Consider the following 24,799-nt stretch of genomic DNA (forward strand, 5'->3'; position numbering starts at 1 on the left):
ATCACATGTACGTCACTACTGACCGCGCGCTCGCGGACGGCGCGGACCCGCGCGACCTGCCGGAGATCACCGACGCCCTGTACCGGTTCGCACTGGGCCAGGACCTGGGGGACGCGGAGCTGTTCGCCTCGGCCTTCGCCGGGGACGCCGAACTCGACTTCGGCCCTGCCGCCGCGAAGTGGGGGGCCGCGCCGCCCGTGATGTCGGGCAGGGACACGATCGTCTCGACCATCCTGGGCGGGTTCGCGGGCCGGGTGGTGACCACGCACCAGGTCACCAACCCGCGCGTCCAGATCACCGGCGGCACGGCCCGCCTGACCGCGATGGTCGAGGCCCAGCACCTGCTCACCGCCGACCGGAGCGTGCACGCGCTGCTGAAGAACCTCTACGACGTGGAGCTGGTACGCGAGGACGGGCGCTGGGTGATGAGCCGGGTGGTCATCGACAACGTCTGGTACACCGGCGACCCGCCCGCGATCTTCGGCTAGAGGCGGACCGGGAGGGTGGCGGCGGAGTTGGAGAACAGGGAGGGGACCGGGGGGATGCGCGCGGCGTCCAGCGACATGTCCGGATAGCGGGCGAACAGGGCGGGCAGGGCCACCGCGGCCTCCAGGCGGGCCAGCGCGGCGCCCAGGCACACGTGCGGCCCGCCGCCGAAGGCCAGGTGGCGGCGCTGCTCGCGGGTGATGTCGAAGCGGGCGGCGTCCGCGCCGTGCTGCGCCGCGTCGCGGCCCACGGCGCTGTAGGGGGCGAGGACGGCCTCGCCCGCGGGGATCGTCACACCCGCCACCGTGAGGTCCTCCAGGGGGTAGCGGGCCATGAAGTTGCCGATGGGCGCGTCCCAGCGCAGCGTCTCCTCCACCACCGCGGCCCAGGTGGCCTCGTCGCCCTTCAGGGCCAGGGAGAGCTGGTCGGGGTGGGTCAGCAGCGCCCGTACGGCGTTGACGATGAGGCTCAGCGTCGTCTCGTGCCCGGCGGCCAGCATGAGCCAGATGGTCCCGGCCAGTTCCTCGTCGGTCAGCCGTTCCGGGTCGTCCACCTGCGCGGCGATCAGCGCGCTGGTCAGGTCCTCGCCCGGTGCGGCGTGTTTGTCCGCCACCAGGCGGCCCAGCAGCAGGTAGATGTCGCGCTGGGTGCGCAGCACCTCCTCGGGGGAGGTGGTCGAACGGAAGATGCTGTCCACCAGCGTGCGCAGCTCGTCGCGCTCGTGCTCGGGCACGCCGACCAGCTCGCAGATCATCCGCATGGGCACCGGGTAGGCGTAGTGCGGGCGCAGGTCCACGGTGCCGTCGGGGGCGGCGTGGCCGGGCAGGTCGTCCAGGAGCCCGTCCACGATCTGCTCCAGCCTCGGCCGCATGCCCTGCACGCGGCGCGGCGTCAGCGTCTGGGTGACGAACTTGCGCAGCCGGTGGTGCTCGCGCCCGTCGGCGGTGACCATGTTGGTGACCTTGACCATGCCGATCAGCGGCCAGTCGTCGGGGATCTCGCCGCGCCGGATGGCGTTCCAGTTGCGCCAGTCCTTGCTCACCCTGCGGTCGGCGACCAGTTCGGCCAGCAGTTCGTGGTGGGTGACGGCCCAGGCCTGGACGCCGCCGGGCAGCTCCACCCGCACGACCGGTCCCGCCTCGCGCAGCCTGGCCGCCTCGCCGTGGTGGTCGGTTCCGGCCGGGTCGAGCGTGATGATGTCCATCAGTGATCTCCAAACAGGACCGGGAGCGCCGCGGGGCAGCGGGTCCACGGCGAGGGGTGCGGGGTGAGCTCGTCCGGCGCCACCGCGAGGCGGACGTCGGGCAGCAGGTGCAGGGCCGTCTCGACCGCGGTGCGGGTGATCAGGCGCGCCGGGACCGGGGCGGGGCAGGCGTGCGGGCCCGCGCTCCACGCCAGGTGGGCCCGGTTGCCGAGTTCGATCACCGCTTCGCCGGTGTGCGCGCTCGGGTCGGCGTTGGCCGCGGCCAGACCCAGGACCAGGGCGTCGCCGCGCGCGATGCGCCGGCCGCCGAGTTCGGTGTCGCGCAGCGCGTACCTGGCCGGCATGTTCGTCATCGGTGGGTCGCGCCACAGGACCTCGTCGAGCGCGTCGTCGACGCCGAGCCGCCCGCCGCGCATGCGGCCGGCGAAGCGCGGGTCGGTGAGCACCAGGCGCAGCGTCTGGGAGATCCACGTGGTCGTGGTCTCCTGGGCTGCGGAGATCATCACCACCATCGACTGCAGCACCTCGGCGTCGCCGTTCAGGTCGCGGTGACGCAGGAAGCGGCTGGTGAGGTCCTCGGCGGGGTCCTGCTGGCGGGCGTTCATGATGCCGCCGAGGATCTCCTCGAACTTCTTGTTGCCGGCCTGGGAGTCCTCGGCGCTGCCGAACAGCGCCCGCAGCGCCGCCAGCAGCTCGTGCCCCTGGGTGACGTCCAGGCCGAACAGGTCGGCGATGGCCAGCATGGGGATGACCGCCGCGTACTCCCCCACCAGGTCCGCGCTGCCCTTGTCGCGGAAGCCGGCGATCAGGTCCGCGCACATGCCCTCCACCGAGCGGCGCATGCGCCGCTGGTCGATCGCGGCCACGCCGTCGTCCAGCGGACGGCGCAGCCTGCGGTGCTCGCCGCCGTCGGCGCCGATCACGTTCGGCCGCCAGAACATCATCGGCCCGAGCCCCGAGTCCGGCGGCACCACACCCTCCTGGAACAGCCGCCAGTTGCGGGCGTCGCGGCTGTAGAGCTTTTCCTGGCGGGTGATGGTGAGGATCTCCTGGTAGCCCATGACGAGCCAGGCGCCCACCCCGGGCTCCAACTCGACCCAGGCCACGTCACCCCACTGCGCCCGCAGTTCCTCGTAGTCGGTGGTGGCCGTGAGCGGGGTGGTCATGCCTTCTCTTTCTGTACGGCGGGCGCCTTCTGGCCCGCCTGCTCTTTCTGTACGGCGTGCTCGACCAGCGTGATGAGGCAGTCGAGGGAGGAGGCCCGGTTCCTGGCGTCGCACTCGACGATCGGCGTGTCCGGGGCCAGGTCGAGCGCCTCGCGCAGCGCCTTCCTGCTGTGCCTGACCGAGTCGGGGAACAGGTTCACCGCCACCGCGAACGGCATGTCGCCGCGGAGTTCGAGCTGGTCGAGCACCTCGAAGCTGCCTTCGAGGCGCCGCGTGTCGATGAGCACCAGCGCGCCCACGGCCCCTTCCGACAGCCCCGCCCACAGGTCCCAGAAGCGCTGCTGGCCCGGCGTGCCGAACAGGTAGAGCGCGGTGAGCGGGCTCAGCGTGATGCGGCCGAAGTCCATGGCGACCGTGGTGGTGGCCTTGGCCTCCAGCCCGGCCAGGTCGTCGACGCCGACGCTGGCCTGCGTCATCGTCTCCTCGGTGCGCAGCGGCTCGATCTCGCTGACCGAGCCGATCATGGTGGTCTTTCCGACGCCGAAGTCGCCGACCACGAGGATCTTCACCGATTCCTGGACCGTGTCGGGAAGGTAGCGGTCAGCGGAGCCTGCGGAGGCCATCCAGCACCTCCTTGAGCATGTTCTGTGACGGCCGGGCGACTTCGGGGATACGCGAGCGGGCGGTCAGGTGGCCGGAGTCGACCAGGTCGGAGGCGAGGATCGAGGCGACGCTGAGCGGCAGCTCCAGGTAGGCCGCCGCCTCGGCCAGCGACAGCAGCCTGCGGCACATGCGCACCAGGTCGCGTTCCTGGCGGCTGGCCGAGACCGGCAGCGGCTTGCCCGCCTCGGTGACCACGAGCAGCGTGTCCAGGCCGATCGTGTTGCGCGAGGGGCGGGCCCTGCCCTGCGTCAGCACGTACGGGCGGACCGCCTGGTCCTTGTAGTCGCCCGGGTCCGTCATGCCCTGCGGGCCGGGGTGCTGAAGTTCCGTTCTCCGATCTTGATGACCTGGGCCTGCATCTGCTGGGCGATCAGGCGCGGGTCCACCACCGGCTCGGTGATCACCACCAGGTGGGAGCCGGTGCCCGCCGAGCGCGCGAACAGGTAGCCGCCCTCGAAGCCGACCATCAGCTCCTTGACCGCGCCGCCGTCCATGCCGAACTCCCTGCCGACGCTCTGCGCCAGCGACTGCAGGCCCGAGCAGGCCGCCGACAGGCGGTCGGCGACGTCGCGCGGGGTTCCGGCGGAGCGGGCCTTCAGCAGCCCGTCGGAGCTGAGGACGACGACGTGCCTGACACCGGGGACCCAGACGACCTCGCCGATCATCCAGTCCTGGTCCTGCTGCATCCGTTCCTCCGTCATTCGTCCATCCGTCATCCGCCGTCCATCCGGCATCCGCCGTCCATCCGTCGTTCGCCGTCCATCCATCATTCGCCGTCGTCGCCGGGCTCGGTGTCGGCGTTGTGGTCGAAGAAGGCCGCCATCCAGGCGCCCGCCTGCTCGGGCGTCGTCTCGGTGTGCGCCGGCGCGGGCTGGTCCGCGGGCACGCCTTCCTCGACCGGGCCTTCCGCCGCGGTGAACAGGCCGCCCGCCGTACCCTCTGCCGGGGGCGCGGCCTCGCCGCGCTTGGAGCGGCGGCGGGGCAGCTCGGGATCCTGGGGGGCGGCGTGCGGCGCCCTCTCCTCCGGTACGGCGGGCCGGGCCGCCCTGACCGGCGGCGCGGACACCGGTTCCAGCGTCTCGACCACGTCGGTCGGCACCAGCACCACGGCGCGCACGCCGCCGTAGGGCGAGGGCAGCAGGTCGGCCAGGAAGCCGTGGCGGCGCACGTAGTGCCCGATGACGGCCAGTCCCGTCTGCGGGATCTCGCCGACCTCGCCGACGCCGACGCTACGGCGGCCGGAGACGACCTCGCGGGCCTGCTCCAGGTGGTGCTCGTCCATGCCGACGCCGCCGTCGTCGATCTCGATGACCGCGCCGCGCTGGACGTTGCGGATGGCCACCAGCACCGTGGTGGCGGGGGGCGAGGACTGGGTGGCGTTGGCCAGCAGTTCGGCGACGAGGTGGATGAGCGGCTCGACGACCTTGGCCGAGGCGGCGGTGTCGGGGTCGCCCGAGACCTCGACGCGCTTGTAGGCGACGATGCGCGAGGCGGCGGCGCGTACCACGTCGACGAGCGCGAGCGGCTTGGGCCACTGCTGGCCCGGCCAGTCGCCGCACAGCACGGCCAGGCTCTGCGCGTGGCGGCCCTGCTGGGCGGCGGCGTGGTCGACCTGCATGCTGGCCTCGAGGACGTCCGGGTTGCCGGGGTGCCGCTCGGCCATGAGCGAGACGGTCTCCTGGATGCGGTGCGCGGAGGTCTGCACCCGGCGCGCCAGGGCCACGACGGCCAGCCGCAGCGACTCCTGCCGCTCGCTGTCCTGCTTGGCGGAGCCGGCCACGGCGTCGAGCACGTCCTCCAGCCGGGCGGCCACCTCCTCGTCCAGGGCCCCGTTCTGGTACGGCGGGGGCACCGGGGTGTCGTTCCCCACCGCCGGGATGCGCTCGGTGACCAGGTGCTTGACCGCCTCGTCGAGGGCGGCGGCGCGCGCGGCCAGGTGGTTGTTCCACTGGAGGTTGCGCTGCTGGACGTGGTGCTGGAACTCGGCCTCGCGCTGCTTACTGGCCCGCTCCCGCTGCTCCAGGGCCTGGACCGTGGCTCCGTGCTCGTACCGGACGGCGGCCACGGCCACGGCGCAGATCAGCGCCAGCACGCCCGCGGCTACGGGTAACCAGGCGGCGGCGCCGGTCGCGGCGGCGAAGGCCAGCAGCGCGGCGAGGATCGGGAGGGCCAGGGTGACGGGCCAGAGCCACTGCGCCTGCTGGGGCGAGCGAGGGGAAGCCATGACAACCTTTGCATGGGTGGATGGGAGGCGTGGCCGTCCTGCGGGGTGTCGCTTGTGGCGGCGGAGGAACTCACACACCAAGATCCGATTATTCCGACTTCACACGATCAGTCAATCCATCCCGCGTTATCTGTCAGATATATGGCAAAGGTTGGTTTTATCCCGGTTTTGGCTGATTTATCAGCATTTAGAGGCGTTCTGGGCCCGGTCGGCGCGCACCCCGGCCCCAGCGCCCCTAATATGTCTGGCAGATACGTGAGCGCGCGCACCGTGCAGGCGCCTCCCAGAGGAGAGGGCAGGTCAGCGCCCTCCGCCATATGTCTGCCAGACGCATTATGCTGGCCGCATGGCACAAGATGATCAGCTGCCCGATCTGACGCCCACCGCGTGGGCGATCCTCGGCTTCCTGTCGTTGAAGGCGCAGTCCGGCTACGAGATCCTGCGGGCCGCGAAGCGCTCGATGGAGGCGTTCTGGGGCATCAGCAACGGCCAGCTCTACCCCCAGCTCCGCCATCTGGCCGAGCAGGGGCTCATCCGGCCGGACGGGGAGGCCGAGGGACCGCGCTCACGCCAGCGCTGGGAGATCACCGACTCCGGCCGCTCCGCGCTGCGCGCCTGGCTGGAGTCGCTGTCCTCGCCCGTCCAGATCAGGGACGAGAACCTCGTCAAACTCTTCTTCGCCGGCGGCGGCAGCCCCGACCTCGTCGGCCGCCTCCTGGAGGAACGCAAGAACATCTTCTCCCAGTTCGAGAAGGTGATCGACGCGGTACTGCCGGGTGACCAGCTGCCCGAGGCGGAACAGGCCGCCTCCCTGGGCGCGCCCGAGCTCCTGTTCCGCTACGGCAAGCACTTCACGAAGTCGACCATGCGCTGGATCGACCAGGAGGAGTCTCGCATGATGGCGGCCCTGCGGAAGGCCGGCGAGGACGACAAGGCCAAGGAAGACGAAGACGACGAGGGGCGTTCCTGAGCATGGACCTCCTGACTCCCCTCACCCTGGCCGTCACCGCCTGGCTGGCCGCCGTCGTGGCCAGGCGCGCGCTCGGCATCCCGGTCGGCTGGCCCCGCACGATCGTCGTAGGCCTGTTCGTGACCAGCGCCATCGGCTCGGCCGTCACCTCCTTCTCCGAGTTCGCCGGGATCGTCGCCGACGGCCGGATCATGGTCTCGATGCCGGCCGCGTACCTCGTCCTCGGCCTGGTGGTCGCGTGGGTGTTCGTCCTCGGCCTCACCGGCCTCGTGGTGCTGGAGGTGGTCGTCCCCACCGGCACGCTGCCGTCCCCGCTCGACCTGCTCAAGGGCTGGCGGGCCCGCCGCCGCCGGGCCCGCCGCTACGCGCAGATCATGAAGATCGCGGTACGGCACGGCCTCGGCGGCTACCTGCGCGGCAGGCGCAGAGCCGACCCCTACCACGGCGACACGAAACTCGCCCGCTCCCTGAAGGCGGCGCTCAACGAGGGCGGCGTCACCTTCGTCAAGCTCGGGCAGATGCTCTCCACCCGCCGCGACCTGATCCCCGGGCAGTTCGCCGACCAGCTCGCGACCCTGCAGACCCGGGCGGAGCCCGAGCCGTGGCCCGAGATCGAGACGGCCATCAGGGCGGCGCTCGGCCGGCCGGTGGGCGAGGTGTTCGCCTCCGTCGACCCCGAGCCGATGGCCGCCGCCTCCGTCGCCCAGGTGCACGCGGCGCGGCTGCTCGACGGCCGCGAGGTCGTGCTCAAGGTGCAGCGGCCGCGCGCCCGCGCCCAGGTCGCCTCCGACATGGAGATCATCCTCAGGCTCAGCCGCAGGCTGGAGCGCAGCACGCCGTGGGGGCGCTCGCTGCGGGTCTTCACGCTGGCGAAGGGGTTCGCCGCCTCGCTGGACGAGGAGCTCGACTACACCGTCGAACTCGACAACCTGCGCACCGTGTCGGCCACGCTCGACGGCGGCATCGCGGTGCCCGACGTCGTCGAGGAACACTCCAGCGGCACGCTGCTCGTCATGACCCGCCTGCGCGGCACCCCCGTCGGCGCCGCCGGCCCCGTGCTGGCCGCCCTGGGCCGCGAACGCCGCGCCCAGATCGCGCACCAGTTGCTCAGCGAGGTGCTCAGGCAGCAGGTACGCACCGGTGTCTTCCACGCCGACCTGCATCCCGGCAACGTCCTGGTCGACGAGGACGGCGGGCTCGGCCTGCTCGACTTCGGCTCCGTCGGCCGGCTCGACGACTCCACCAGGCGGGCGCTCGGCATGCTGCTGCTGGCCGTCGACAGGGACGACGCGATCGCCGCCACCGACGCCCTGATCGAACTGCTCGACCGTCCGCGTGGCCTGGCCGAACGTGACCTGGAGCGGCAGATCGGGCAGCTCATGGTCCGCTACCGGACCGGGACCGGGCGCGGCGGGTCGAGCGGCATGTTCGGCAGCCTGCTGAGGGTGGTCCACGACAACGGCTTCGCCGTACCGCCGCAGATCGCGGCCGCCTTCCGCGCGCTGGCCGCGCTCGACGGGACCCTCGCGCTGATCAGCCCCGACGTCGACATGGTCGGGGCCGCCCGCGAACAGGGCCGCGCGCTGATGCGCGAGGCCGTCGAGCCCGGCAAGGTCAGGGCCGATCTGGAGGAACGGCTGGCCGGCTACCTGCCGATCCTCCAGCGGCTGCCGCGGCGCATCAACCATGTCGTCGAGGATCTGGAGGAGGGCAGGCTCTCGTTCAACGTACGGCCGCTGGCCGACGACGGGGACCGGCGGTTCCTGACCGGGCTGGTGCAGCAGATCGTGATCGCGGTGCTGGCGGGGAGCGCGACGCTGGGCGCGATCATGCTGATCACGGCGGACATCGGGCCGATGATCACGCCGAACATCCGGTTGCTGGCGGTGGTCGGGGGCGCGTTCCTGCTGATCGGGTTCATCCTGGCGCTGCGGTCGCTGGCCCTGGTCTTCAACCCGAGATCCGGCTAGCGCCCCTTTCCGGTCCCTGCCGCACGTGTTCTCAGTGGGCCAGCCGGTGCCAGGCCTCGCGGAGCGCCGCCCCGGGATCCGCCACCGCCTCGGCCGCCCGCCAGGCCACGAACCCGTCCGGCCGGATCAGCACCGCCCCGGAACCCGTGATGCCGAACGCCTCGGCGGCGCGGCCTTCCGGGTCGGCGAAGGTCTCCGGGGGCACCTCCGTGGCCGAGGCGGCTGGTCGCGGGGGCGCCTCGCCGTACCCCTGGGTGCCGGTGGTTCCGGTGAGGAGGCGCGCACGGAGCGGGACCTTGTCGTGGGCGGCGAGGCGGCGGGCGGCCTCGGCCCACGCGGCGCCGTCCGGACCGGCGAGCAGGACGGGGCCGTCCGACCACAGGTCCACCGTCGAGACGCCGCCCAGCCACACGTGCGGCGCGCGCCCGCCCGGGGCGCCGCCGGGCCGCCGGGGGTCCTCGAACGGCTCGCCCGGCCCATAGCGGTAGCCGAACTTCAGCGTCACCTCGTCGAGCAGTTCGACCTCTCCGGCCCCCTCGGGCAGTTCGGCCCCGAACCACTCCTTGCCCGTCGCCACCGCCTGGTCCACGGTGAGGCCGGCGACGGGACGGCGTTCGGCGTCGTAGGTGTCGAGCAGCTCAGGACCGGCCCAGCCCTGGAGGACGGCGGCGAGCTTCCACGCGAGGTTGGCGGCGTCCTGGATGCCGGTGTTGGCGCCGTAGGCCCCGGACGGGGGCATGACGTGCGCCGCGTCCCCGGCCAGGAACACCCGCCCCACCGAGAACCGGTCGGCGACCGCGGCGCTGGACTGCCACGGCATCGCATCCAGCGGCTCCACGTCCAGATCCGCGATCCCGGCCGCGGCTCTGGCCAGCTCGACGCACCGTTCGGGCGGGAACTCCTCCCCCGGCGCGCACGAGACATGCAGCGCCAGCCGATCGCCGACCACCCGCACCATGCCGGAGAACCCCGGATTGTTCACCTGGCAGATCGCGAACCCCTTGCCGTCCAGCAGATCGCCCAGGTCAGCCCTGACCATGATGCCCGCGACGTGCTCGAGCACCCCGATCCCGCTCATCCCGATCCCCAGCCCGGCCCGCACCGCGCTACCGGCCCCGTCCGCACCGATCAGGTAGTCCGCCCGGACGACGGTCCCGCCCACCCCCGCGGCCCGCCCCTCGCCCTCCTCGCCTACCCCGCCGGGCGGGGTTCCGGCGTCGCGCAGCACGGCGCGGACCCCGTCGGCTTCCTGTTCGAACGCCTCCAGCCGCACCCCGAACCGCAGGTCCGCCCCGTACCGGCGGGCGTACCCGGCCAGCACCGGCTCCAGCACGTCCTGCGACAGCACCGCGTCCTCGCACGGGCTCACGTCCGCGAACCCCTCGTCGGCGCCCCGCGCGTTCGGCGGCGACAGCCAGAACTGGTTGGGACTGGCCAGGCTCTCCGCCCACAGCAGCCCGGACCCGGCCAGCTCCCACGGCCCCGCCGCCCGGACCGCCTTCTCCACCCCGGCCGCCCGGAAGTACTCCATCGTCCGCGCGTTGTAGCCGGGGGTACGCGGATGGATCGAGGTGCCCGGATGCCGTTCCACCACCATCACCTCCACCCCGTGCCGCGCCAGGAACAGCGCGGCCGACAGCCCCACCAGGCTGCCCCCGGCCACCAGAACCTGCGTACGTTCCTCACTCATGAGCCCGCTCCTCGATTCCCGATCCCGGCCAGCAAGCGCTCAAGTTCCGCACCGGCCCTCTCACCCGTCCCGGCGGGCAGCGGCGGCCGCATCACCAGGCCGAGCACGCAGTACACGATCAGCGCAGCGGCGGCCTCGGGATCGAGGTCGCGCCGCACCCGCCCGTCGCCCTGACCACCCCGCAGCCACCCGGCGACGGTACGGTGCCATTCGTCATGCCAGGCGGCGAGCATGGCCCGCAGGTCCGCGTCCTCCCGCGCCGCCCATGTCATCTCGCTGAGCAGCCGGAACCGCCCCGGCTCCGCCTCCGCCTGCCGCGCCAGCCCGTCCACCATGGCCCGCAGCGCCGCCGGCCCGTCCTCCCAGTCGGCGTCCAGCCCGAGCGGCGCCAGCATCCGCTCCCGGATCGTGTGCTCCAGAACGGCCTTGACCAGGTCGTTCTTGGTAGGAAAGTAGTAATGCAACGTGGCCACGGTGATCCCGGCCTCGGCGGCGATGTCCCGCGTCCGCGCACCCTCCAGCCCTGACTGCAGCATCGCCCGGTACCCGGCCGCGACCAGCCGCTCCCGCCGCTCCACAGCCCGCGGCCCGTCCTTGGCCCGCTTCACCCCCACACGCCCCGCCTCCTCGCACGTTCAATCACTTGATAGAAAACCCCCACGAGCTCCCTTCTGTCAATCACTTGATAGAAAACCGGCGCCACCAGGTACGGCCCGCATCCCAGCCAGGCAGACAGGGCGAGGCGGCGCGGCGAGGAGACGGGGCCGCGTTCGCTGGGCGGTGTGCGGCGGCGGGCCCGGAGGGCGGCGCAATGGGGGCGCCGAAGACGGGGAGAAAGGGGCATGAATGCGAATCCGATTAACATTCACTTTCAAAGTCCGTCGCCATAACCAGATGAATGCGGAAAATAACGTTACAGTTACGGATAGTTGTGGTTCGCACCATATTGAGGTGAAACGGTTGTGGCCCCAACGTAGTGATGTAAGACTCCAAAGCGAGCGATCGGCCGAGCCGGGGCCCGTCGAGCGCTCGTCACCCGGAGCCGTCAGGGAGGTGAACATCACGACCGGAATGAGATTCCGGCCGAAAAGTGGGGTCAGTTAAATGACGTTGAATCCGCGCCTGGTCAAGGAAAGTTTCTCCGTCGTCGAACCGGTGGCCGACAAAGCCGCCGCCTACTTCTACGGCCGGTTGTTCGCCGAGAGCCCGCACCTGCGAGGGATGTTCCCTCCGGCCATGGACATCCAGCGTGACCGGCTCTTCACCGCTCTCACCCGCATCGTGTGGAGCCTGGACAGTCCCGACAGCCTGGCCTCCTATCTCGGCCAGCTCGGCCGCGACCACCGCAAGTACGGCGTGATGGCCGAGCACTACACCGCCGTCGGCAACGCGCTCCTGGCCACGATCAGGCGTTTCGCCGCCGACGTGTGGGACGACGAGATCGAGGCGGCCTGGGTCGCCGCCTACACCGCCGCCGCCAACCTCATGATCGAATCGGCTTCCGCCGACGCCGGGGTCTCGCCCGCGTGGTGGCTGGCCGAGGTGATCGACCACGAACGCCGGGCCCAGGACATCGCCGTCCTCACGCTCCGGCCGACGCAACGCCTGCCGTACACGGCGGGACAGTACGTGAACGTCCAGACGGCGCGCTGGCCGCGCGTCTGGCGGACCTTCTCCATCGCCAACGCCCCGCGCGCCGACAACACCCTGCGCCTGCACGTACGCGCGGTGCCCGGCGGCTGGGTGTCGACCACGCTGATCCGGCACACGCGCATCGGCGACACCGTCATGCTCGGCCCGCCCATGGGCACGATGGCGGCCGAGGAGCGCGGCGCGCGCGACATGCTGTGCGTGGCCGGCGGCACCGGGCTGGCGCCGATCAAGGCGATCATCGAGCACGTCATCGCCTCGGGCCGGCGTCCCAACATCCATCTGCTGTACGGCGCGCGTACCGCCGAAGAGCTCTATGACCTGCCGGATCTGATCAGGATGGAGTCGTCGTTCCCGTGGCTGCGCGTGCTGCCCGTGGTCTCCGACCAGCCGTCGTGGGACGGCATGCGCGGCCACCTGCCGGAGGTGACCCAGCGCTTCCACACCTGGTCCGAGCACGACGTCTACGTCTGCGGCCCGCCCGCGATGGTCAACGAGACCGTGCGCCGCCTGCAGATCGACGGCGTCCCGCTGTCACGCATCCACCGCGACATCGTCCGGTCGGAGCGGTGAGCGCCTAACGGAAGAACGCCGCGGTCTCCTCGTCGTTGGGCCAGAACGTCTCGATGGCCAGCTCCGACACCGTCACCTCCACGGGCGTGCCGAACGTCGCGATCGTGGTGAACATCGACAGCACGCGCTCCCCGTGCCGCACCCTCAGCGGCAGCAGGATGTCGGCCGGGCTGGGCACGACGGCGACGTTCAGCTCGACGCCCGGGTAGGTGTAGGCGGCCAGTTCGTCGTGCAGTTCCGCCAGGCGGCCGTCGCCGCTGGTCTCCGCCTGGCGGCGCAGCCGGTGCAGCAGGTGGGCACGTACCTCGGGCAGGTTGAGCAGGCGCCCGCCCATCGCCTCCGGGTGCAGCGACAGCCGCATGATGTTGATCGGGTCCTTCAGCAGGTGGTCGGGCACGCCGTCCATGAACATCCCGGCGGCCTCGTTGGCGGCCACGAGGTTCCACGTCGCGTCGACGACGACCGCCGGGTACGGCTGATGCCCGGCGAGGATCTTGTCCAGGGCCCGCCGTACCGCGTCCATCTCGGGGGCGGTGACGTCGCGCTCGCGGAAGACCGGCGCGAACCCGGCCGCGACCAGCAGCCGGTTGCGGTGCCGCAGCGGCACCTCCAGCTCCTCGGCGAGTTTCATCACCATCTCGCGGCTCGGCCGGGCCCGGCCGGTCTCCAGGAAGCTGACGTGCCGGGCCGACACCTCGGCCTCGATGGCGAGGTCGAGCTGGCTGACGCGGCGCCGCTGGCGCCAGGATCTCAGCAGGTCACCAAAGGACTCTTCATGCATAGCAAGCGCTTCCATAGCCCGGAATCTACCGAGGGTGGGGAAGTATCACGATTACCTGACGGGTAATCGAACGACCTTCGGTACAAATCCCACAGTCACCGGCGGTACCTGCCATGCCGTGACACGATGGCCGAGAAGCGAACATGCGAACGATGGGAGCTCCGACATGAGTGAGGCCATACTCGCGATCGGCACCCGCAAGGGCCTGTTCCTCGCGCGATCCGGCGACGGCGGCCCGTTCGAGGTCGGCCCGATCCACTTCTCGACGGTCGCCGTGCCCGCCGTGGCGATCGACACCCGCGGCGCCACGCCCCGCCTGCTCGCCGGCATCGAGTACGGCCACTTCGGCCCGTCGGTCATGTACTCCGACGACCTCGGCGAGACCTGGCAGGAGGCCGACCGCGCGCCGATCGCCTTTCCCGAGGACAGCGGCGCCACGCTGGAGCGGGTCTGGCAGCTGCTGCCCTCCCCCAGCGAACCCGACGTGGTCTGGGCCGGGGTGGAGCCGGGCGCGCTGTTCCGCTCGGAGGACGGCGGCGTCACCTACGAACTCGTCGAGGGCCTGTGGCGCCACCCGCACCGCGAGCAGTGGCAGCCCGGCGGCGGCGGGCTGTGCCTGCACACGATCCTGAACCACCCGACCGACCCGAAGATCCTCGGCGTCGCCATCTCCACCGGCGGCTTCTACCGCTCCACCGACGGCGGCGCCACGTGGGAGGCGGCCAACCAGGGCATCCGCGCGCCGTTCATGCCGGAGGGCCAGCAGTACCCGGAGTTCGGGCAGTGCGTGCACAAGGTGACCTTCCACCCCGCGCGCCCGGAACGCCTGTTCCTGCAGCACCACTTCGGCGTCTACCGCAGCGACGACTTCGGCTCGTCCTGGAAGGACATCGGCTCGCCGCTGCCCTCCGACTTCGGCTTCCCGATCGTGGTGGACCCGGCGCGGCCCGACACCGTCTACGTGCTGCCTCTGCAGGCCGACATGGACCGCACCCCGGTCGAGCACCGCTACCGCGTCTACCGCAGCGACGACGCCGGCGACACCTGGCGCCCGCTCGCCGAGGGCCTGCCCGAACCGCCCGTCTACTCCACCGTCCTGCGCGACGCGATGACCGCGTCGGAGGCGGGCGTCTTCTTCGGCACCCGCGACGGCTGCGTGTACGGCTCGCGCGACGGCGGCGAGAGCTGGTCGCAGATCGCCGGCCACCTGCCGGATGTCCAGACCGTCCGGGCGGCGGTGCTCTAGGCGATGGCCAGGCCCGTCACCATGGTGGTGTTCGTGCTCCCCAGTGCCTTCCAGCGGTGGGTCAGCGGGCAGAGCGAGGTGAAGGTCTTCGCCGTGGGCGCCGACCCGCAGACCCCGCCGACGCTCGGCTCGGCGCTCGACACCCTGCGCCGCGTCCACCCGTCGCTGGAGGAACGGCTGCGCGACGAGTACGGCAGCATCCGCCGCCACATCAACATGATCGTGTGCGGCGAGAACGGCCACGGCGTCGGCCGGCTCGACTGCGAACTCCCACCGGGCGCCGAGGTCTACGTCCTGCCCGCCCTCTGACGGCCGCGGCGCCCGCGCTCACGTGGGCGCCCGGTCCTCAGAGCTTCTCGGCCAGCGTCTCCATGAACGCGGGCCAGGCGCGCCCGCCGGTGTCCACGCCGAAGCGCACCATCACCAGCTTCTTGTCCGGCACCACGTAGATGACCTGCCCGTAGCGGCCGGAGGCGATCCTGGCCTCGCCGCGGGCCCACCAGAAGAGCTGGTAGCCGTCGGCCCAGCCGTTCGGGGCCACCACCGGCGTGTTGGGCTCGTTGATCCATTCGGCGGGCACGAGCTGCTGGCCGTTCCACCTGCCCTGCTCGGCCACGAGCATGCCGAGCTTGGCGAAGTCGACGGCGCGGCCGTTGACGCCGCTCTCCATCTTCTCGAAGCCGTCGGAGGAGTCCAGGCTCCACGAGCCGTCGGCCTCCATCCCGAGCGGGCGCCAGAGCTTCTGCTCCAGGTAGGTGGCGACCGGCACCTTCGTCGTTCGCTCCAGCGCCAGCCCGACCAGCAGCGGGTTGAAGTTGTTGTAGCGGAAGCCCTGGCCGGGATCGCCCTCCACGCCGGAGTCGTCGATGGCCAGACCGCGCAGGTCCGGGCTGTAGTAGGTGCTGGTGTCGTCGCTGAACGGCGTGCCCTCGTCGTCGTAGCGCAGCCCGGAGCGCATGGCCATCAGGTGCCGCAGCGTGATCTTCTCGAAGCGCGGGTCGCGCTCGCGCAGCTCCGGCACGTACGTGGTGATCGGGTCGTCCACCGACCGGATCTTCCCCTCGCCCACGGCCACGCCCACCAGCAGCGACAGCACCGACTTGGCCACCGACATCGAGGTCAGCGTGGAGTCGCGGCGGGTGCCGTTGAAGTAGCCCTCGTACAGCAGCTTGCCGTCGCGCACCACGACGAACGCGGTGGTCTGGCCCGCCGCCAGCGCCTGCTCGTCCAGGCCGGGGATCGCCTGCGGCTGCTTGGGCAGCGGCGCCGGGGTGCCCGTGGACACCTTGCGGAAGGGGAAACGCTGCCAGTCACCGACGTCCGAGTCGCCCCAGAAGAAGGCCCTGGCCAGTTGCGAACGGCCGGTGCTGGCCCACAGGCCACCGTAGGCAGCGGCGGCGACCAGCACCAGAACTCCGAGGATGATCAGCAGTCGGCGCACACGCTCATTGTTGGTGCGCCGCCCGCTGACGTAAACCCTTACTCCGCCGGAGGTGCAGGGGTCAGACCTTGCGCCAGCCGGGGACCCAGGCGCCGTCCTCGACCACGTAGTCGCCGAACAGCGCCGGCGCCTCCTTCTTCATCAGCTCGCCGATGCGCTGGAAGAGCAGGCGGATCTCCTCCTCCGCGCCGACCGCGGTGCGCGCCTCGATGGTGTGGCGCAGCGTGCGCACGTTGGCCGTCCACACCAGGCCGGTGGCCACGCCCTCGGGGGCGAAGCGCCGCATGAAGGAGGTGCGGTGCTTCTTCTCCGAGAACGGCACGCCCTCCTCGTCGAGGCCGAAGTGCCCGGCCATCCACCCCTGGAACTCCTCCAGCTGCTCCAGCACCGCACCGGCCCGCTTCATCAGCTCGGGGTCCTCGCGGGCCCAGTCGGGGAACCAGAAGGGCAGCTCGGTCAGCCGGACGAAGCGCAGCGACTCCTGCGAGATGGCCACGCCGGGCCGGTGGCGGACGAGTTCGTGCGTGAGCACGCGGCTGACGTTGTGGAGCACGAAGCTGAAGCTGACGTGCTCGAGGACCGAGCCGTGGGCGCTGGCCAGGATGTTCTGCAGGTACTGGGTCTGGTCCTTGCGGATGCGTACCACGTTGGGGTTGAGGCCGGGCTCGAAGGAGCGGTAGCACAGCCGCCCGGCGAACTCGGCGAGGTTCTGGGCGTCGAGGTCGCCGCGGTCCAGCCGTTCCAGCCACGCCGTGCCGCCCACCTCGCCGAGGTAGCGGGCCAGCTCGTCGTAGTCGAGTTCGGGACGGGCGACGATAAAGACCTCTGGTTCAACGGCGTGCATGGCAGCCCCCCGGCTTGGCGATGTGACGGCCCTAGCAAACCAGGTCCGGGGGTCGGTTCGCGACTTGCCCGCCGTACCTCGGAGTGACGGGGTACGGCGGGCGGCCGGAAGGGTGTCAGCAGCGGCCGGCGGGCCGCTCGCGGTAGACCAGATCGGTGTCTCCCGCGGAGCCGTCGATCCAGGCCGTGAGCGTGCCGTCACCGGAGACGTTGGCGAACTGGTCGCCCCTGTTGCAGGAGAAACGGGTCAGCGGCCCGCCCGCGACGGGCAGCTGGAACAACTTGGGCAGGTTCGCGTTGGTGAGCGTGCCGTCGCCGTGCGGGTTGACGCCGACGGTGACGATGTCGTCGTTGGCGTCGATGGTGCTGGGCAGCAGCGCCTTCGGCCCGTCGGGCACCAGCCAGGTCAGGCCGGTGCCGTCGTGGTTGGCCCGCACCAGGCCGTAGACGTCGTCGGCGTCGGTGTCGGCGTACCACACGACGTGCTTGGAGGTGAGCACGGGCATGCCCGAGGACGACGGCTCCTGGCCCGTGGAGGGCACCTCGGGCAGCGGCGTCTCGGTGCCGGTGACGACGTCGTACACGACGGGCGTGGTGTGCGTCTTCTCGCCCACTCTCCAGACCCGCAGGTAGGACAGCTTGCCGCCCTTGAGTTCGGGCTGGACGCCGAGCACGCCGGCGGCCGCGGTGAGGTTGACCGGTGGCGCCGTGCCCTTCTTCAGCCACACCTCCGTCTCGAACGTGGTCGTGTCCAGCGCGTCCCAGGCGATGGCCTCGCCGGAGGCCGTCACCGTCCCGAGGGGCGTGGACACCTCGGCGGCCACCTGCTCGGGCGCGCCGGCGTCCAGCGGCCGGGTGAGGATCCGGTACGTGCCGGCGTCGGCGTCGAACGCCCCCCACACCGCCCGCCGGCCGTCGATCACGGGGACGAAGTTCCAGGAGGTGTTCTGCGAGAGCTTGACCGGCTTGCCGCCCCGGAGGCGGCCGGTGAGGATCGAGGTCGGCTCGGCCGCGTCGGGCGAGGAGTTGCCGACCACGTACCGGTCGCCGGCCACGCCGGCGCGGGAGCCGCCGTCGCTGATGTTGTCGACCAGCACGCGGCTGTCGGTGCGGATGCCCCGCTCCCAGCCGCGCCGGATGCCGTGGCGCTCGAAGGCCAGGGCGATCGTCACCCGGTCGTGCGGTGACACCCCGAGCGCGCGGGCGGCCGACTCGACGGCGCGGCGGCCGTCGGCGAAGTCGTCGATGGGCGTCATGTACTCCGTCAGCGCCTTGTAGACGACCTTGTCGGCCTTCGCTCCGAGCTTCTCGCGGATGTCCCAGAGCGCGCCGGAGAAGATCGTGGAGTTCAGGTGGACGCCGCCGCCGTCGAGGCTGACGCCGACGCCGATCCAGTCCTTGGCGGCCGAGCGGCCGTCGTCGAGGTCGCGGATGGCGCACTCCTTGGGCGGCAGCGTCTTGCACAGCCGGTCGCCGACCAGGCTCGCGTCGGGGTGGCTCATCGGGACGCCGAGCGCGTCGACCTCGATGGCGTTGCCGAAGTAGTCGGCCAGGCCCTCGTTCATGGCGCCCGACTGGCCGAAGTAGGCGAGGTTCGCGCTGTTGGTGATGACGCCGTGGGTCATCTCGTGGCCGACGACGTCGAGGCCGGCGGCGAGGGAGTGGTAGGTGGGGCCGCCTCCGCCGTACACCATCTTGGTGCCGTCCCACAGGGCGTTCTCGAACGGCTGGCCGAAGAAGGTGACGTTGACGACGGACAGCATCGAGCCGCCCTTGCCGTCGAGCCCTTCCCGGCCGAGCCCGCGGTAGTACTCGTAGACCTTGCCGGTGCCCCAGTGGGCGTCGGCCGCGCCGCTCTCGGTGTGGCCGGGCCCGAAGACGGGCGTGGGCGACTCGGCCAGTTTGGCGCCGGGCGGGACGCCGGGCACGAGGTAGTCGAACAGGTCGCCCTTGTTCGCGTCGTAGGTGAGGATCTCGCCGGTCGTGCCGTTCCACATCGGGCGCGCGCGGTCGCGGGTCTCGTAGACGCCGTCGGCGCGCTGGTAGAGGTTCAGGGGTACGGCGCGGCCGTCCGAGGCGGTTCCGGAACCGGTGGCGGGGCCCTCCATCTGGATCCGGCTGATGGCCTGGAGCGGCTGGCCGGAGTGGGCGTCGATGTAGGCGTCGAAGGCGAGGAGCTTCTTCTTGGCCCGGTCGAGGCCGGTCATCGGCAGCTTCCAGGCCAGGCGGCCCTTGGCGCCGCGCGGGACGACGACCAGGCTGCCCTGGCCGGTCTTGACGGTGCGGCGGGCGAGCGGGTCGGTGACGAAGCGGGTCAGCGCGATCCGGCCGGCCGTCTCGGCGGTCAGCCGGGGCGTGGTGTCCACGCTCAGCTCGGTGAGGAAGCGCCCGCCGGCGCCGGTGACCTGCCGGGCGGCGCCGCTGCCGCGGAAGTGCACGAGGTACTGGCCGCCGAGGACCGGCAGGCCGCGGTGCTTCTGGGCGAACCTGACCGTGGTGTCCTGGCCGTCGGTGACGGTCTGGATCGGGGTGAGGTCGGCGGGGTCGAGGTGGTAGCGGGCGTTCTTCAGGTGGTTCTTGGCCGCGGTCGCGAGGTCGCCTCCGGCCGCCGCTTCGGCCAGGCCGCTCACCTCGGCGGGGGCGTCGGTGCCGGCGCGGGGCTCGACGGCCGGCGGGTCGGCGGCGTGGGCCGGGCCCTGGCCGGCGAGGGGGATGGCTAACGCGAGCGAGAGGGCAAGAGCCGATGATGTGATGGGACGCCAGGACACGACACCTCCAGGTGTTGCGTAAGGGGTTCTGGCGTCTTGATCATCACCTTGCCCTGACTGACCGGCGGGTCACGATTCAATATCATCAGTCAGGAAATTTCGCTTTTCATAGGCTTCGCGTAGATGTGTGCGGAGGAGTTACGGCCCCGCGGCCGTCGCGGGCCGCGGGGCGGTCGCCCGGTGATCGGGACGGTCACGACACGGACTCGGGCATGGCCGCAATCCTGGTCGAAAGGTTGTCCCTTCAAGTTTTCAGGTCTACAGTCTGGCTCACCGTAATAACTTGAAGGGACAACCAATGGACGTGGTTCTCTGGATCCTCCAGATCCTGCTCGCCCTCGCCTTCGCCGCCTCCGGCGTCAGCAAGATGGTCGTGGCGAAGGAGCGGGTGAGGGAGCGCATGCCGTACGTGGACGACTTCACCCAGGGACAGCTCCGGCTCGTCGGCCTCGTCGAGTTCCTCGGCGCGCTCGGCCTCGTCCTCCCCTGGGCCACCGGCATCGCGCCCGTCCTCACGCCGCTGGCCGCCGTCGGGCTGGCGCTCACGATGGTCGTCGCGGCGGGCGTACACGTGCGGCGCAAGGAGAACTTCGCCGTTAACCTGGTACTGCTGGCGGTGGCGGTCGTCATCGCCATCGGACGGTTCTGACGCTGGGAGTTCTTTGATCGAGGGCCTCGACGCCGACGAGCAGCGCGCCTGGCACGGGCTCATGGCCGTGTTCCTGCTCGGCATTCCGCAGGTGGAGCGTACGTTCCGCGCGCATGGGCTGGTGCACATCGAGTACGGGTTCCTGTGCTCACTGGAATCGGCCCCGAAGCGGCTGTCCGACCTGGCCGCCACCTCCAACGTGTCCATCAGCCGATTGAGCCACCGGATCAGCAAGCTGGTGGAGCGGGGGTACGTGCGGCTGCGCCCCGACGAGACCGACGGCCGGGCCACGGTAGCCGAACTCACCGACACCGGCCGCGCCCTGATCGCCGAGATCGCCCCGGCCCACGCGAAGGCGCTGCGCGAGGTCCTGTTCGACCACCTGACCCGAGACCAGGTCAACGCGCTGGCCGAAGCCATGCAAACCGTAGGCACCAACCTGGGCGCCTGCCTCGACCCCAGCTAACCCCACCCCACACACCCGGTCGCCGCCCACCCGGACCTCACCTGGCCAGGGCGTCGCCTGCTCGCGGCTGACGCGCTGCCGGTTCACCGCATCGGACCATCTCGGCCACTGCGGCCCGCCGCGCCTGTCCGCGCATCCCAGCGGCACCCGCGTGACGGGTCGCCCGGTGGCGCTCTGTGCGGTCCTTGGAGCTGTTCGGGGGCGTCAGAGGCGGTAGACGCGGCGGGCGTTGCCGGAACCGATCATGTGGGCGATGCGGGCGCAGTCGGTGGGGTTCCACTCGCCGTCGTCCAGGCGGGCGCGCAGGGTGCGGGCCAGGCCGTGGCGGAAGTAGAGGGCGCCCAGGTGGCAGGTCTCGGCGACGCCGTAACAGTCGGAGGAGAACATCTGCTTGTGGAACGGCACCAGCTCCAGCAGTTCGGCCATCACCCTGGCTGAGCCGGCGGCGGTGTAGGTGAGGGCCAGGCCGACGTCCACGTAGACGTGCGGGAAGACGGCGGCCAGGTAGGCGGCCTGGCGGTGGTAGGGGTAGCAGTGGAGCAGGATGACCGGGACGCCGATCGGCTGCAGGGAGCGGATGAAGCCGGTCAGCAGGGCCGGGTCGGCCCGGTCCAGGTCGAGGTCGGTGTCGCCGTACCCGGTGTGGAACTGCAGGGGCAGGCCGCGCTCGCGGGCCACGTCCACGGCGGTCCAGAGCAGGTGGCGCAGCAGGATCGGGTCGGTCAGGCGCTGCTTCGGGTCGGACAGCCGGCGGTTGGCGGCGGCGATGACCGAGCCTCTGCTCGGGCGGGCGGGGTCGAAGTCGAGGCCGCAGCGGTAGGCGACGATGGACTTCAGGCCTACGGCTCGGGCGGCGCGGGCGGCCAGCTCCTCGGCGAGGCTGTCCATGTAGTCGACGGCGATCTGGGCGGTTTCGGCAACGTCCTGTTCGATCTGTTCCAGGCGGACGATCTCGTCGGCCGCGGCGCCGCCGTGGCGTCCCATCTCGGCGGCGGACAGGAGTTCGGGGGCCTCCAGACCCGTGTCCACCAGGAACGCCACGATGCCGGCCGCCTCCAGCAGCCTCCTGTTGACCTCGCCCGCGCCCAGCTCGGCGCGTCTGGCCAGGTAGACGGCGGGTGGGGCGTGGGGTTCCAGGTCGAGCACCGGCGCGCACCACCGGCGGATCGCGGCGCCGACGGGGGTGTCGAAGTGGGTGGTGCCGGGGGGCGCGGGAGTGCTGCCTTCGGTGATGAGCAGCTCGAACTGCGCCCTGCTGAGCTCGTCGCGCCTCACTCCGTGGCAGTGGTGGTCCACCAGGGGCGCCAGCAGCGCCTCGCGTACCGCGTCGGGAAGGTCTACGGGGAGCATGCGGGCGAGCCTAGGCGTTCGCGCCGGACCACACGCCGCGATTGCGCACTTGTCCCGGCGGCACCGCCCGGGGATGCCCCGATGCGCCCCGTAACGCCGGTCCCATGTTCACCGAGGGCAGAGCCCGTGGGCGGACGGTCGAGGCGGGAAAGGGCACGCCGGAGGAACCGGGGTGGGGCGGGGCAGGGACGGGCGTGAGGTGCGTGGGGAAACACGCGCAGGGGATGGAAACACGCGCGTGCGGGGGTGGAGGTGGGTGGGCAGGGGTCCGGAAAGGGCGCCTGCCCACCCACGGGTCAGCGGCGGGTCAGGCGGAGGACGTTGGCGATGATTTTGGCGCCGGCGTCACCCTCCGCCGTGAGGATGGACTCCGGGTGGAACTGGACGCCGTAGCGCCGGTTGGCAGGGTCCTCGATGGCCATGACGTTGCCGTCGGGGGTCAGGGCGGTCGGGGTGAAGGAGACCACCCCGGGGCGCTTGGCGTGCAGCGAGTGGTAGCGGGCGGCCGTGAACGTCTCGGGCAGGCCCTCCAGCAACGCGCTCTCCCCCAGGCGCGAGACCTGCCCGCGCTTGCCGTGCTCGGGGTAGCCGAGCAGTTCGAGCGTCCCGCCGGCGTGCTCGACCATGGCCTGCAGCCCCAGGCACACGCCGAAGACCGGCAGGTTCCTGGAGTACAGCTCGTCGATGAGCGCGGACATCCCGAAGTCGGAGGGCCACCCCGGCCCGGGAGACAGGACGACGAGGTCGGGGGCGATCGTGTCGATCATCTCGGCGGGGAAGCCGTGCCGCAGCGTGGTGACCTCGGCGCCCTGCTGGCGGAAGTAGTCGGCGAGGGTGTTGACGAAGGAGTCCTCGTGGTCGACGAGCAGGACCTTCATGCCGAGCCCCGGCTGTTCGGGAGCGGGGGTCACGGGGACGGATTCGGGGCGGTTGACCGCGTCCAGGGCGCCGAGCAGCGCGCTGGCCTTGAGTTCGGTCTCGCGCTCCTCCGACTCGGGGTCGGAGTCGAACAGCAACGTGGCTCCGGCGCGCACGGTGGCCACGCCGTGCTTGATCTGGGCGGTACGCAGGGTGAGCCCGGTGTTCATGGACCCGTCGAAGCCGATGAAGCCGATGGCCCCGCCGTACCATCTGCGCGTGGTGGCCTCGTGGTCCTCGATGAACTGCATCGCCCAGGTCTTGGGGGCGCCGGTGACGGTGACGGCCCACATGTGGGTGAGGAAGGCGTCGAGGGCGTCGAACTCGGGGCGCAGGCGGCCCTCGATGTGGTCGACGGTGTGGATCAGGCGGGAGTAGAGCTCGATCTGGCGGCGGCCGATGACCTTGACGGTGCCGGGCACGCAGATGCGGGACTTGTCGTTGCGGTCGACGTCGGTGCACATGGTCAGCTCGCTCTCCTCCTTGACGGAGGACAGCAGGGTGCGGATGGCCTCGGCGTCCTCGACGGGGTTGGAGCCGCGGGCGATGGTGCCGGAGATGGGGCAGGTCTCCACGCGGTCGCCGCTGACGCGCACGTACATCTCGGGTGAGGCGCCGACGAGGTGCTCGCCCTCACCGAGGCTGATGATGAACTCGTACGGGGCGGGGTTGGACCGGTGGAGGGTGCGGTAGAAGGCGGGCGGGTCGGTGCAGACGGAGTGGAAGACCTGGCCGGGCACGACCTCGAACAGGTCGCCGCGCTTGAACTTCTCCTTGGCCGCGGCCACGACCTTGGCGTAGGAGCCCTTCTCGGGGTTGGGCGGGATCTGGCCGGGGACCACCTGCGGCACCGAGGCGCCGGTGCGCTCCATGCCGCGGGTGGACACGCCGTCGACGGTGAACTCGTAGCGGTGCTCGACGCTGGTCTCGCGCTGGCGGTCGATCACCACGAGCCGGTCGGGCAGGTGCAGCACCAGGTCGCGCTGGTCGTCGGGGCGGGTCAGCTCGTGCCGGATCGGCTCGAACTGGAAGGCCAGGTCGTAGCCGAAGGCGCCGTACAGGCCGAGGTGGGCGTCGTCTCCGGCGAAGGCGGCGATGACCTCGCGGATGGCGGTGAAGACGGTCGGGCGGCGGCTGCGCATCTCCTCGGGCAGCAGTTCGTCGCTCTCGGCAACGTGCACCTCGACGCGGTCGGCGGTGGGCTGGGCCACCGGCTTGCCCGCGGCCAGCAGGCAGGTCGCGAGCACGGGCAGCACGACCCGGCCGCGCTCGTTCAGCGCCGTCGCGCTGATGCGCCGCCCTCTGGCGACGAGCTCGACGCACGGGTCGACATAGCCGAAGGCCCACCGGCTGTAGCGGCCCGGGTAGTCCATGCCCGAGGAGAACGCGCCGCCGCGCCGTTCTCCGAGCGCGCTCACGATCTCTTCGAGCGCCTCCTCGGCGACCTCACGTGTCTCCCGCTCGACATGGACGCCACCGGCGGTCGTATATCCGCTCGTCTCCATTGCTGCCTGCCCCTTGCTAACCCAATGAGCCCCGGAGGCGAGACAACAAAGGCCGCCTTCCGGGGCGGCCGTCGTTGAGGAATGCGAAGTACGCGCCGCCTAGAAGGGGCGCCACCACTGGCTCTGCAAGCCGATTCGCATGCAGGGATGCTAACACGCCCGGCCGAGGTCGTGACCATGGCGTGCCCCCTGACACGGCAGCGGTTCGCGTAAGGGCGGGTTAGGGGCTCGCACGT

The 24,799-nt window shown here is 71.3% G+C and carries 22 protein-coding genes; 8 read left to right on the forward strand and 14 right to left on the reverse strand.

Features of this window, described 5'->3' with window-relative positions; all coding sequences use genetic code 11:
* The first annotated feature begins 5 nt into the window (after nt 1-5).
* Nucleotides 6-488, forward strand: coding sequence for a nuclear transport factor 2 family protein (locus ACFWYW_RS43940; RefSeq protein WP_379623138.1), 483 nt, complete (start codon nt 6-8; stop codon nt 486-488).
* On the opposite strand, the gene ACFWYW_RS43945 is transcribed toward ACFWYW_RS43940, so the two are convergent.
* Genes ACFWYW_RS43945 through ACFWYW_RS43970 form a run of 6 tightly spaced genes read right to left on the reverse strand, consistent with a single transcriptional unit; the run spans nt 485 to nt 5,743 of the window.
* Entirely contained in the window at nt 485-1,690 is a 1,206-nt protein-coding gene (locus ACFWYW_RS43945; protein ID WP_379623140.1) for a cytochrome P450, read from the reverse strand. The genes ACFWYW_RS43940 and ACFWYW_RS43945 overlap by 4 nt on opposite strands.
* Nucleotides 1,690-2,856: a cytochrome P450 gene (locus ACFWYW_RS43950; RefSeq protein WP_379623142.1), complete on the reverse strand. Its 1,167-nt coding sequence runs from the start codon at nt 2,854-2,856 to the stop codon at nt 1,690-1,692. The genes ACFWYW_RS43945 and ACFWYW_RS43950 overlap by 1 nt, the downstream gene beginning before the upstream one ends.
* Nucleotides 2,853-3,479: an ATP/GTP-binding protein gene (locus ACFWYW_RS43955; RefSeq protein ID WP_379623144.1), complete on the reverse strand. Its 627-nt coding sequence runs from the start codon at nt 3,477-3,479 to the stop codon at nt 2,853-2,855. Before ACFWYW_RS43955 ends, ACFWYW_RS43950 begins: the two co-directional genes overlap by 4 nt.
* Nucleotides 3,457-3,819 carry a DUF742 domain-containing protein gene (locus ACFWYW_RS43960; protein ID WP_379623146.1) on the reverse strand — a complete coding sequence of 121 codons (363 nt, stop codon included), beginning with the start codon at nt 3,817-3,819 and terminating at the stop codon, nt 3,457-3,459. The genes ACFWYW_RS43955 and ACFWYW_RS43960 overlap by 23 nt, the downstream gene beginning before the upstream one ends.
* Nucleotides 3,816-4,235, reverse strand: a complete 420-nt coding sequence (locus tag ACFWYW_RS43965; protein ID WP_379623148.1) for a roadblock/LC7 domain-containing protein — start codon at nt 4,233-4,235, stop codon at nt 3,816-3,818. The genes ACFWYW_RS43960 and ACFWYW_RS43965 overlap by 4 nt, the downstream gene beginning before the upstream one ends.
* A gap of 50 nt (nt 4,236-4,285) precedes the next feature.
* On the reverse strand, nt 4,286-5,743 hold the full coding sequence (locus ACFWYW_RS43970; RefSeq protein ID WP_379623150.1) for an ATP-binding protein: 1,458 nt from the start codon (nt 5,741-5,743) through the stop codon (nt 4,286-4,288).
* Between the two features lie 346 nt (nt 5,744-6,089).
* Between ACFWYW_RS43970 and ACFWYW_RS43975 the strand changes: the two genes are divergently transcribed.
* Together ACFWYW_RS43975 and ACFWYW_RS43980 are read left to right on the forward strand one after the other, a co-directional pair.
* Nucleotides 6,090-6,713 (forward strand): PadR family transcriptional regulator, encoded by a 624-nt coding sequence (locus ACFWYW_RS43975; RefSeq protein ID WP_379623152.1) that lies wholly within the window; start codon nt 6,090-6,092, stop codon nt 6,711-6,713.
* A 2-nt stretch (nt 6,714-6,715) separates the two neighbouring features.
* Nucleotides 6,716-8,683 (forward strand): ABC1 kinase family protein, encoded by a 1,968-nt coding sequence (locus ACFWYW_RS43980; RefSeq protein ID WP_379623154.1) that lies wholly within the window; start codon nt 6,716-6,718, stop codon nt 8,681-8,683.
* A gap of 31 nt (nt 8,684-8,714) precedes the next feature.
* On the opposite strand, the gene ACFWYW_RS43985 is transcribed toward ACFWYW_RS43980, so the two are convergent.
* Both ACFWYW_RS43985 and ACFWYW_RS43990 read right to left on the reverse strand, forming a co-directional pair.
* Entirely contained in the window at nt 8,715-10,373 is a 1,659-nt protein-coding gene (locus tag ACFWYW_RS43985; protein ID WP_379623156.1) for an FAD-dependent monooxygenase, read from the reverse strand.
* Nucleotides 10,370-10,987, reverse strand: coding sequence for a TetR/AcrR family transcriptional regulator (locus ACFWYW_RS43990; protein WP_379623158.1), 618 nt, complete (start codon nt 10,985-10,987; stop codon nt 10,370-10,372). Before ACFWYW_RS43990 ends, ACFWYW_RS43985 begins: the two co-directional genes overlap by 4 nt.
* A gap of 490 nt (nt 10,988-11,477) precedes the next feature.
* On the opposite strand from ACFWYW_RS43990, the gene ACFWYW_RS43995 reads away from it, so the two are divergent.
* Entirely contained in the window at nt 11,478-12,596 is a 1,119-nt protein-coding gene (locus ACFWYW_RS43995) for a globin domain-containing protein (protein ID WP_379623160.1), read from the forward strand.
* A 4-nt stretch (nt 12,597-12,600) separates the two neighbouring features.
* On the opposite strand, the gene ACFWYW_RS44000 is transcribed toward ACFWYW_RS43995, so the two are convergent.
* Entirely contained in the window at nt 12,601-13,377 is a 777-nt protein-coding gene (locus ACFWYW_RS44000) for a helix-turn-helix domain-containing protein (RefSeq protein WP_379632592.1), read from the reverse strand.
* Between the two features lie 166 nt (nt 13,378-13,543).
* Between ACFWYW_RS44000 and ACFWYW_RS44005 the strand changes: the two genes are divergently transcribed.
* Both ACFWYW_RS44005 and ACFWYW_RS44010 read left to right on the forward strand, forming a co-directional pair.
* Nucleotides 13,544-14,623: a WD40/YVTN/BNR-like repeat-containing protein gene (locus tag ACFWYW_RS44005; protein WP_379623164.1), complete on the forward strand. Its 1,080-nt coding sequence runs from the start codon at nt 13,544-13,546 to the stop codon at nt 14,621-14,623.
* Nucleotides 14,624-14,626: 3 nt separating this feature from the next.
* Complete coding sequence (locus tag ACFWYW_RS44010) at nt 14,627-14,932, forward strand: hypothetical protein (RefSeq protein WP_379623166.1); 306 nt, start codon at nt 14,627-14,629, stop codon at nt 14,930-14,932.
* Between the two features lie 37 nt (nt 14,933-14,969).
* Here the strand turns inward: ACFWYW_RS44010 and ACFWYW_RS44015 are convergent, their stop codons facing one another.
* From ACFWYW_RS44015 to ACFWYW_RS44025, 3 genes are all read right to left on the reverse strand, one after another.
* On the reverse strand, nt 14,970-16,064 hold the full coding sequence (locus ACFWYW_RS44015) for a serine hydrolase domain-containing protein (protein ID WP_379623168.1): 1,095 nt from the start codon (nt 16,062-16,064) through the stop codon (nt 14,970-14,972).
* A 61-nt stretch (nt 16,065-16,125) separates the two neighbouring features.
* Entirely contained in the window at nt 16,126-16,908 is a 783-nt protein-coding gene (gene thyX / locus ACFWYW_RS44020) for an FAD-dependent thymidylate synthase (RefSeq protein WP_379623170.1), read from the reverse strand.
* Nucleotides 16,909-17,023: 115 nt separating this feature from the next.
* Nucleotides 17,024-19,675, reverse strand: coding sequence for a M4 family metallopeptidase (locus tag ACFWYW_RS44025; protein WP_379623172.1), 2,652 nt, complete (start codon nt 19,673-19,675; stop codon nt 17,024-17,026).
* A gap of 298 nt (nt 19,676-19,973) precedes the next feature.
* On the opposite strand from ACFWYW_RS44025, the gene ACFWYW_RS44030 reads away from it, so the two are divergent.
* Together ACFWYW_RS44030 and ACFWYW_RS44035 are read left to right on the forward strand one after the other, a co-directional pair.
* Nucleotides 19,974-20,324, forward strand: a complete 351-nt coding sequence (locus tag ACFWYW_RS44030; protein WP_379623174.1) for a DoxX family protein — start codon at nt 19,974-19,976, stop codon at nt 20,322-20,324.
* 13 nt (nt 20,325-20,337) lie between these two features.
* Nucleotides 20,338-20,790, forward strand: coding sequence for a MarR family winged helix-turn-helix transcriptional regulator (locus tag ACFWYW_RS44035; protein WP_379623176.1), 453 nt, complete (start codon nt 20,338-20,340; stop codon nt 20,788-20,790).
* Nucleotides 20,791-20,994: 204 nt separating this feature from the next.
* Here the strand turns inward: ACFWYW_RS44035 and ACFWYW_RS44040 are convergent, their stop codons facing one another.
* Together ACFWYW_RS44040 and ACFWYW_RS44045 are read right to left on the reverse strand one after the other, a co-directional pair.
* The gene (locus tag ACFWYW_RS44040; protein WP_379623178.1) at nt 20,995-22,140 is read right to left on the reverse strand and encodes an amidohydrolase family protein; all 1,146 of its coding nucleotides are present in this window, start codon (nt 22,138-22,140) and stop codon (nt 20,995-20,997) included.
* A gap of 296 nt (nt 22,141-22,436) precedes the next feature.
* Nucleotides 22,437-24,563: an anthranilate synthase component I gene (locus ACFWYW_RS44045; RefSeq protein WP_379623180.1), complete on the reverse strand. Its 2,127-nt coding sequence runs from the start codon at nt 24,561-24,563 to the stop codon at nt 22,437-22,439.
* Nucleotides 24,564-24,799 lie beyond the last annotated feature (236 nt).

Origin of the sequence: Nonomuraea sp. NPDC059023 (assembly GCF_042740095.1) — a bacterium.
Classification (GTDB): domain Bacteria; phylum Actinomycetota; class Actinomycetes; order Streptosporangiales; family Streptosporangiaceae; genus Nonomuraea.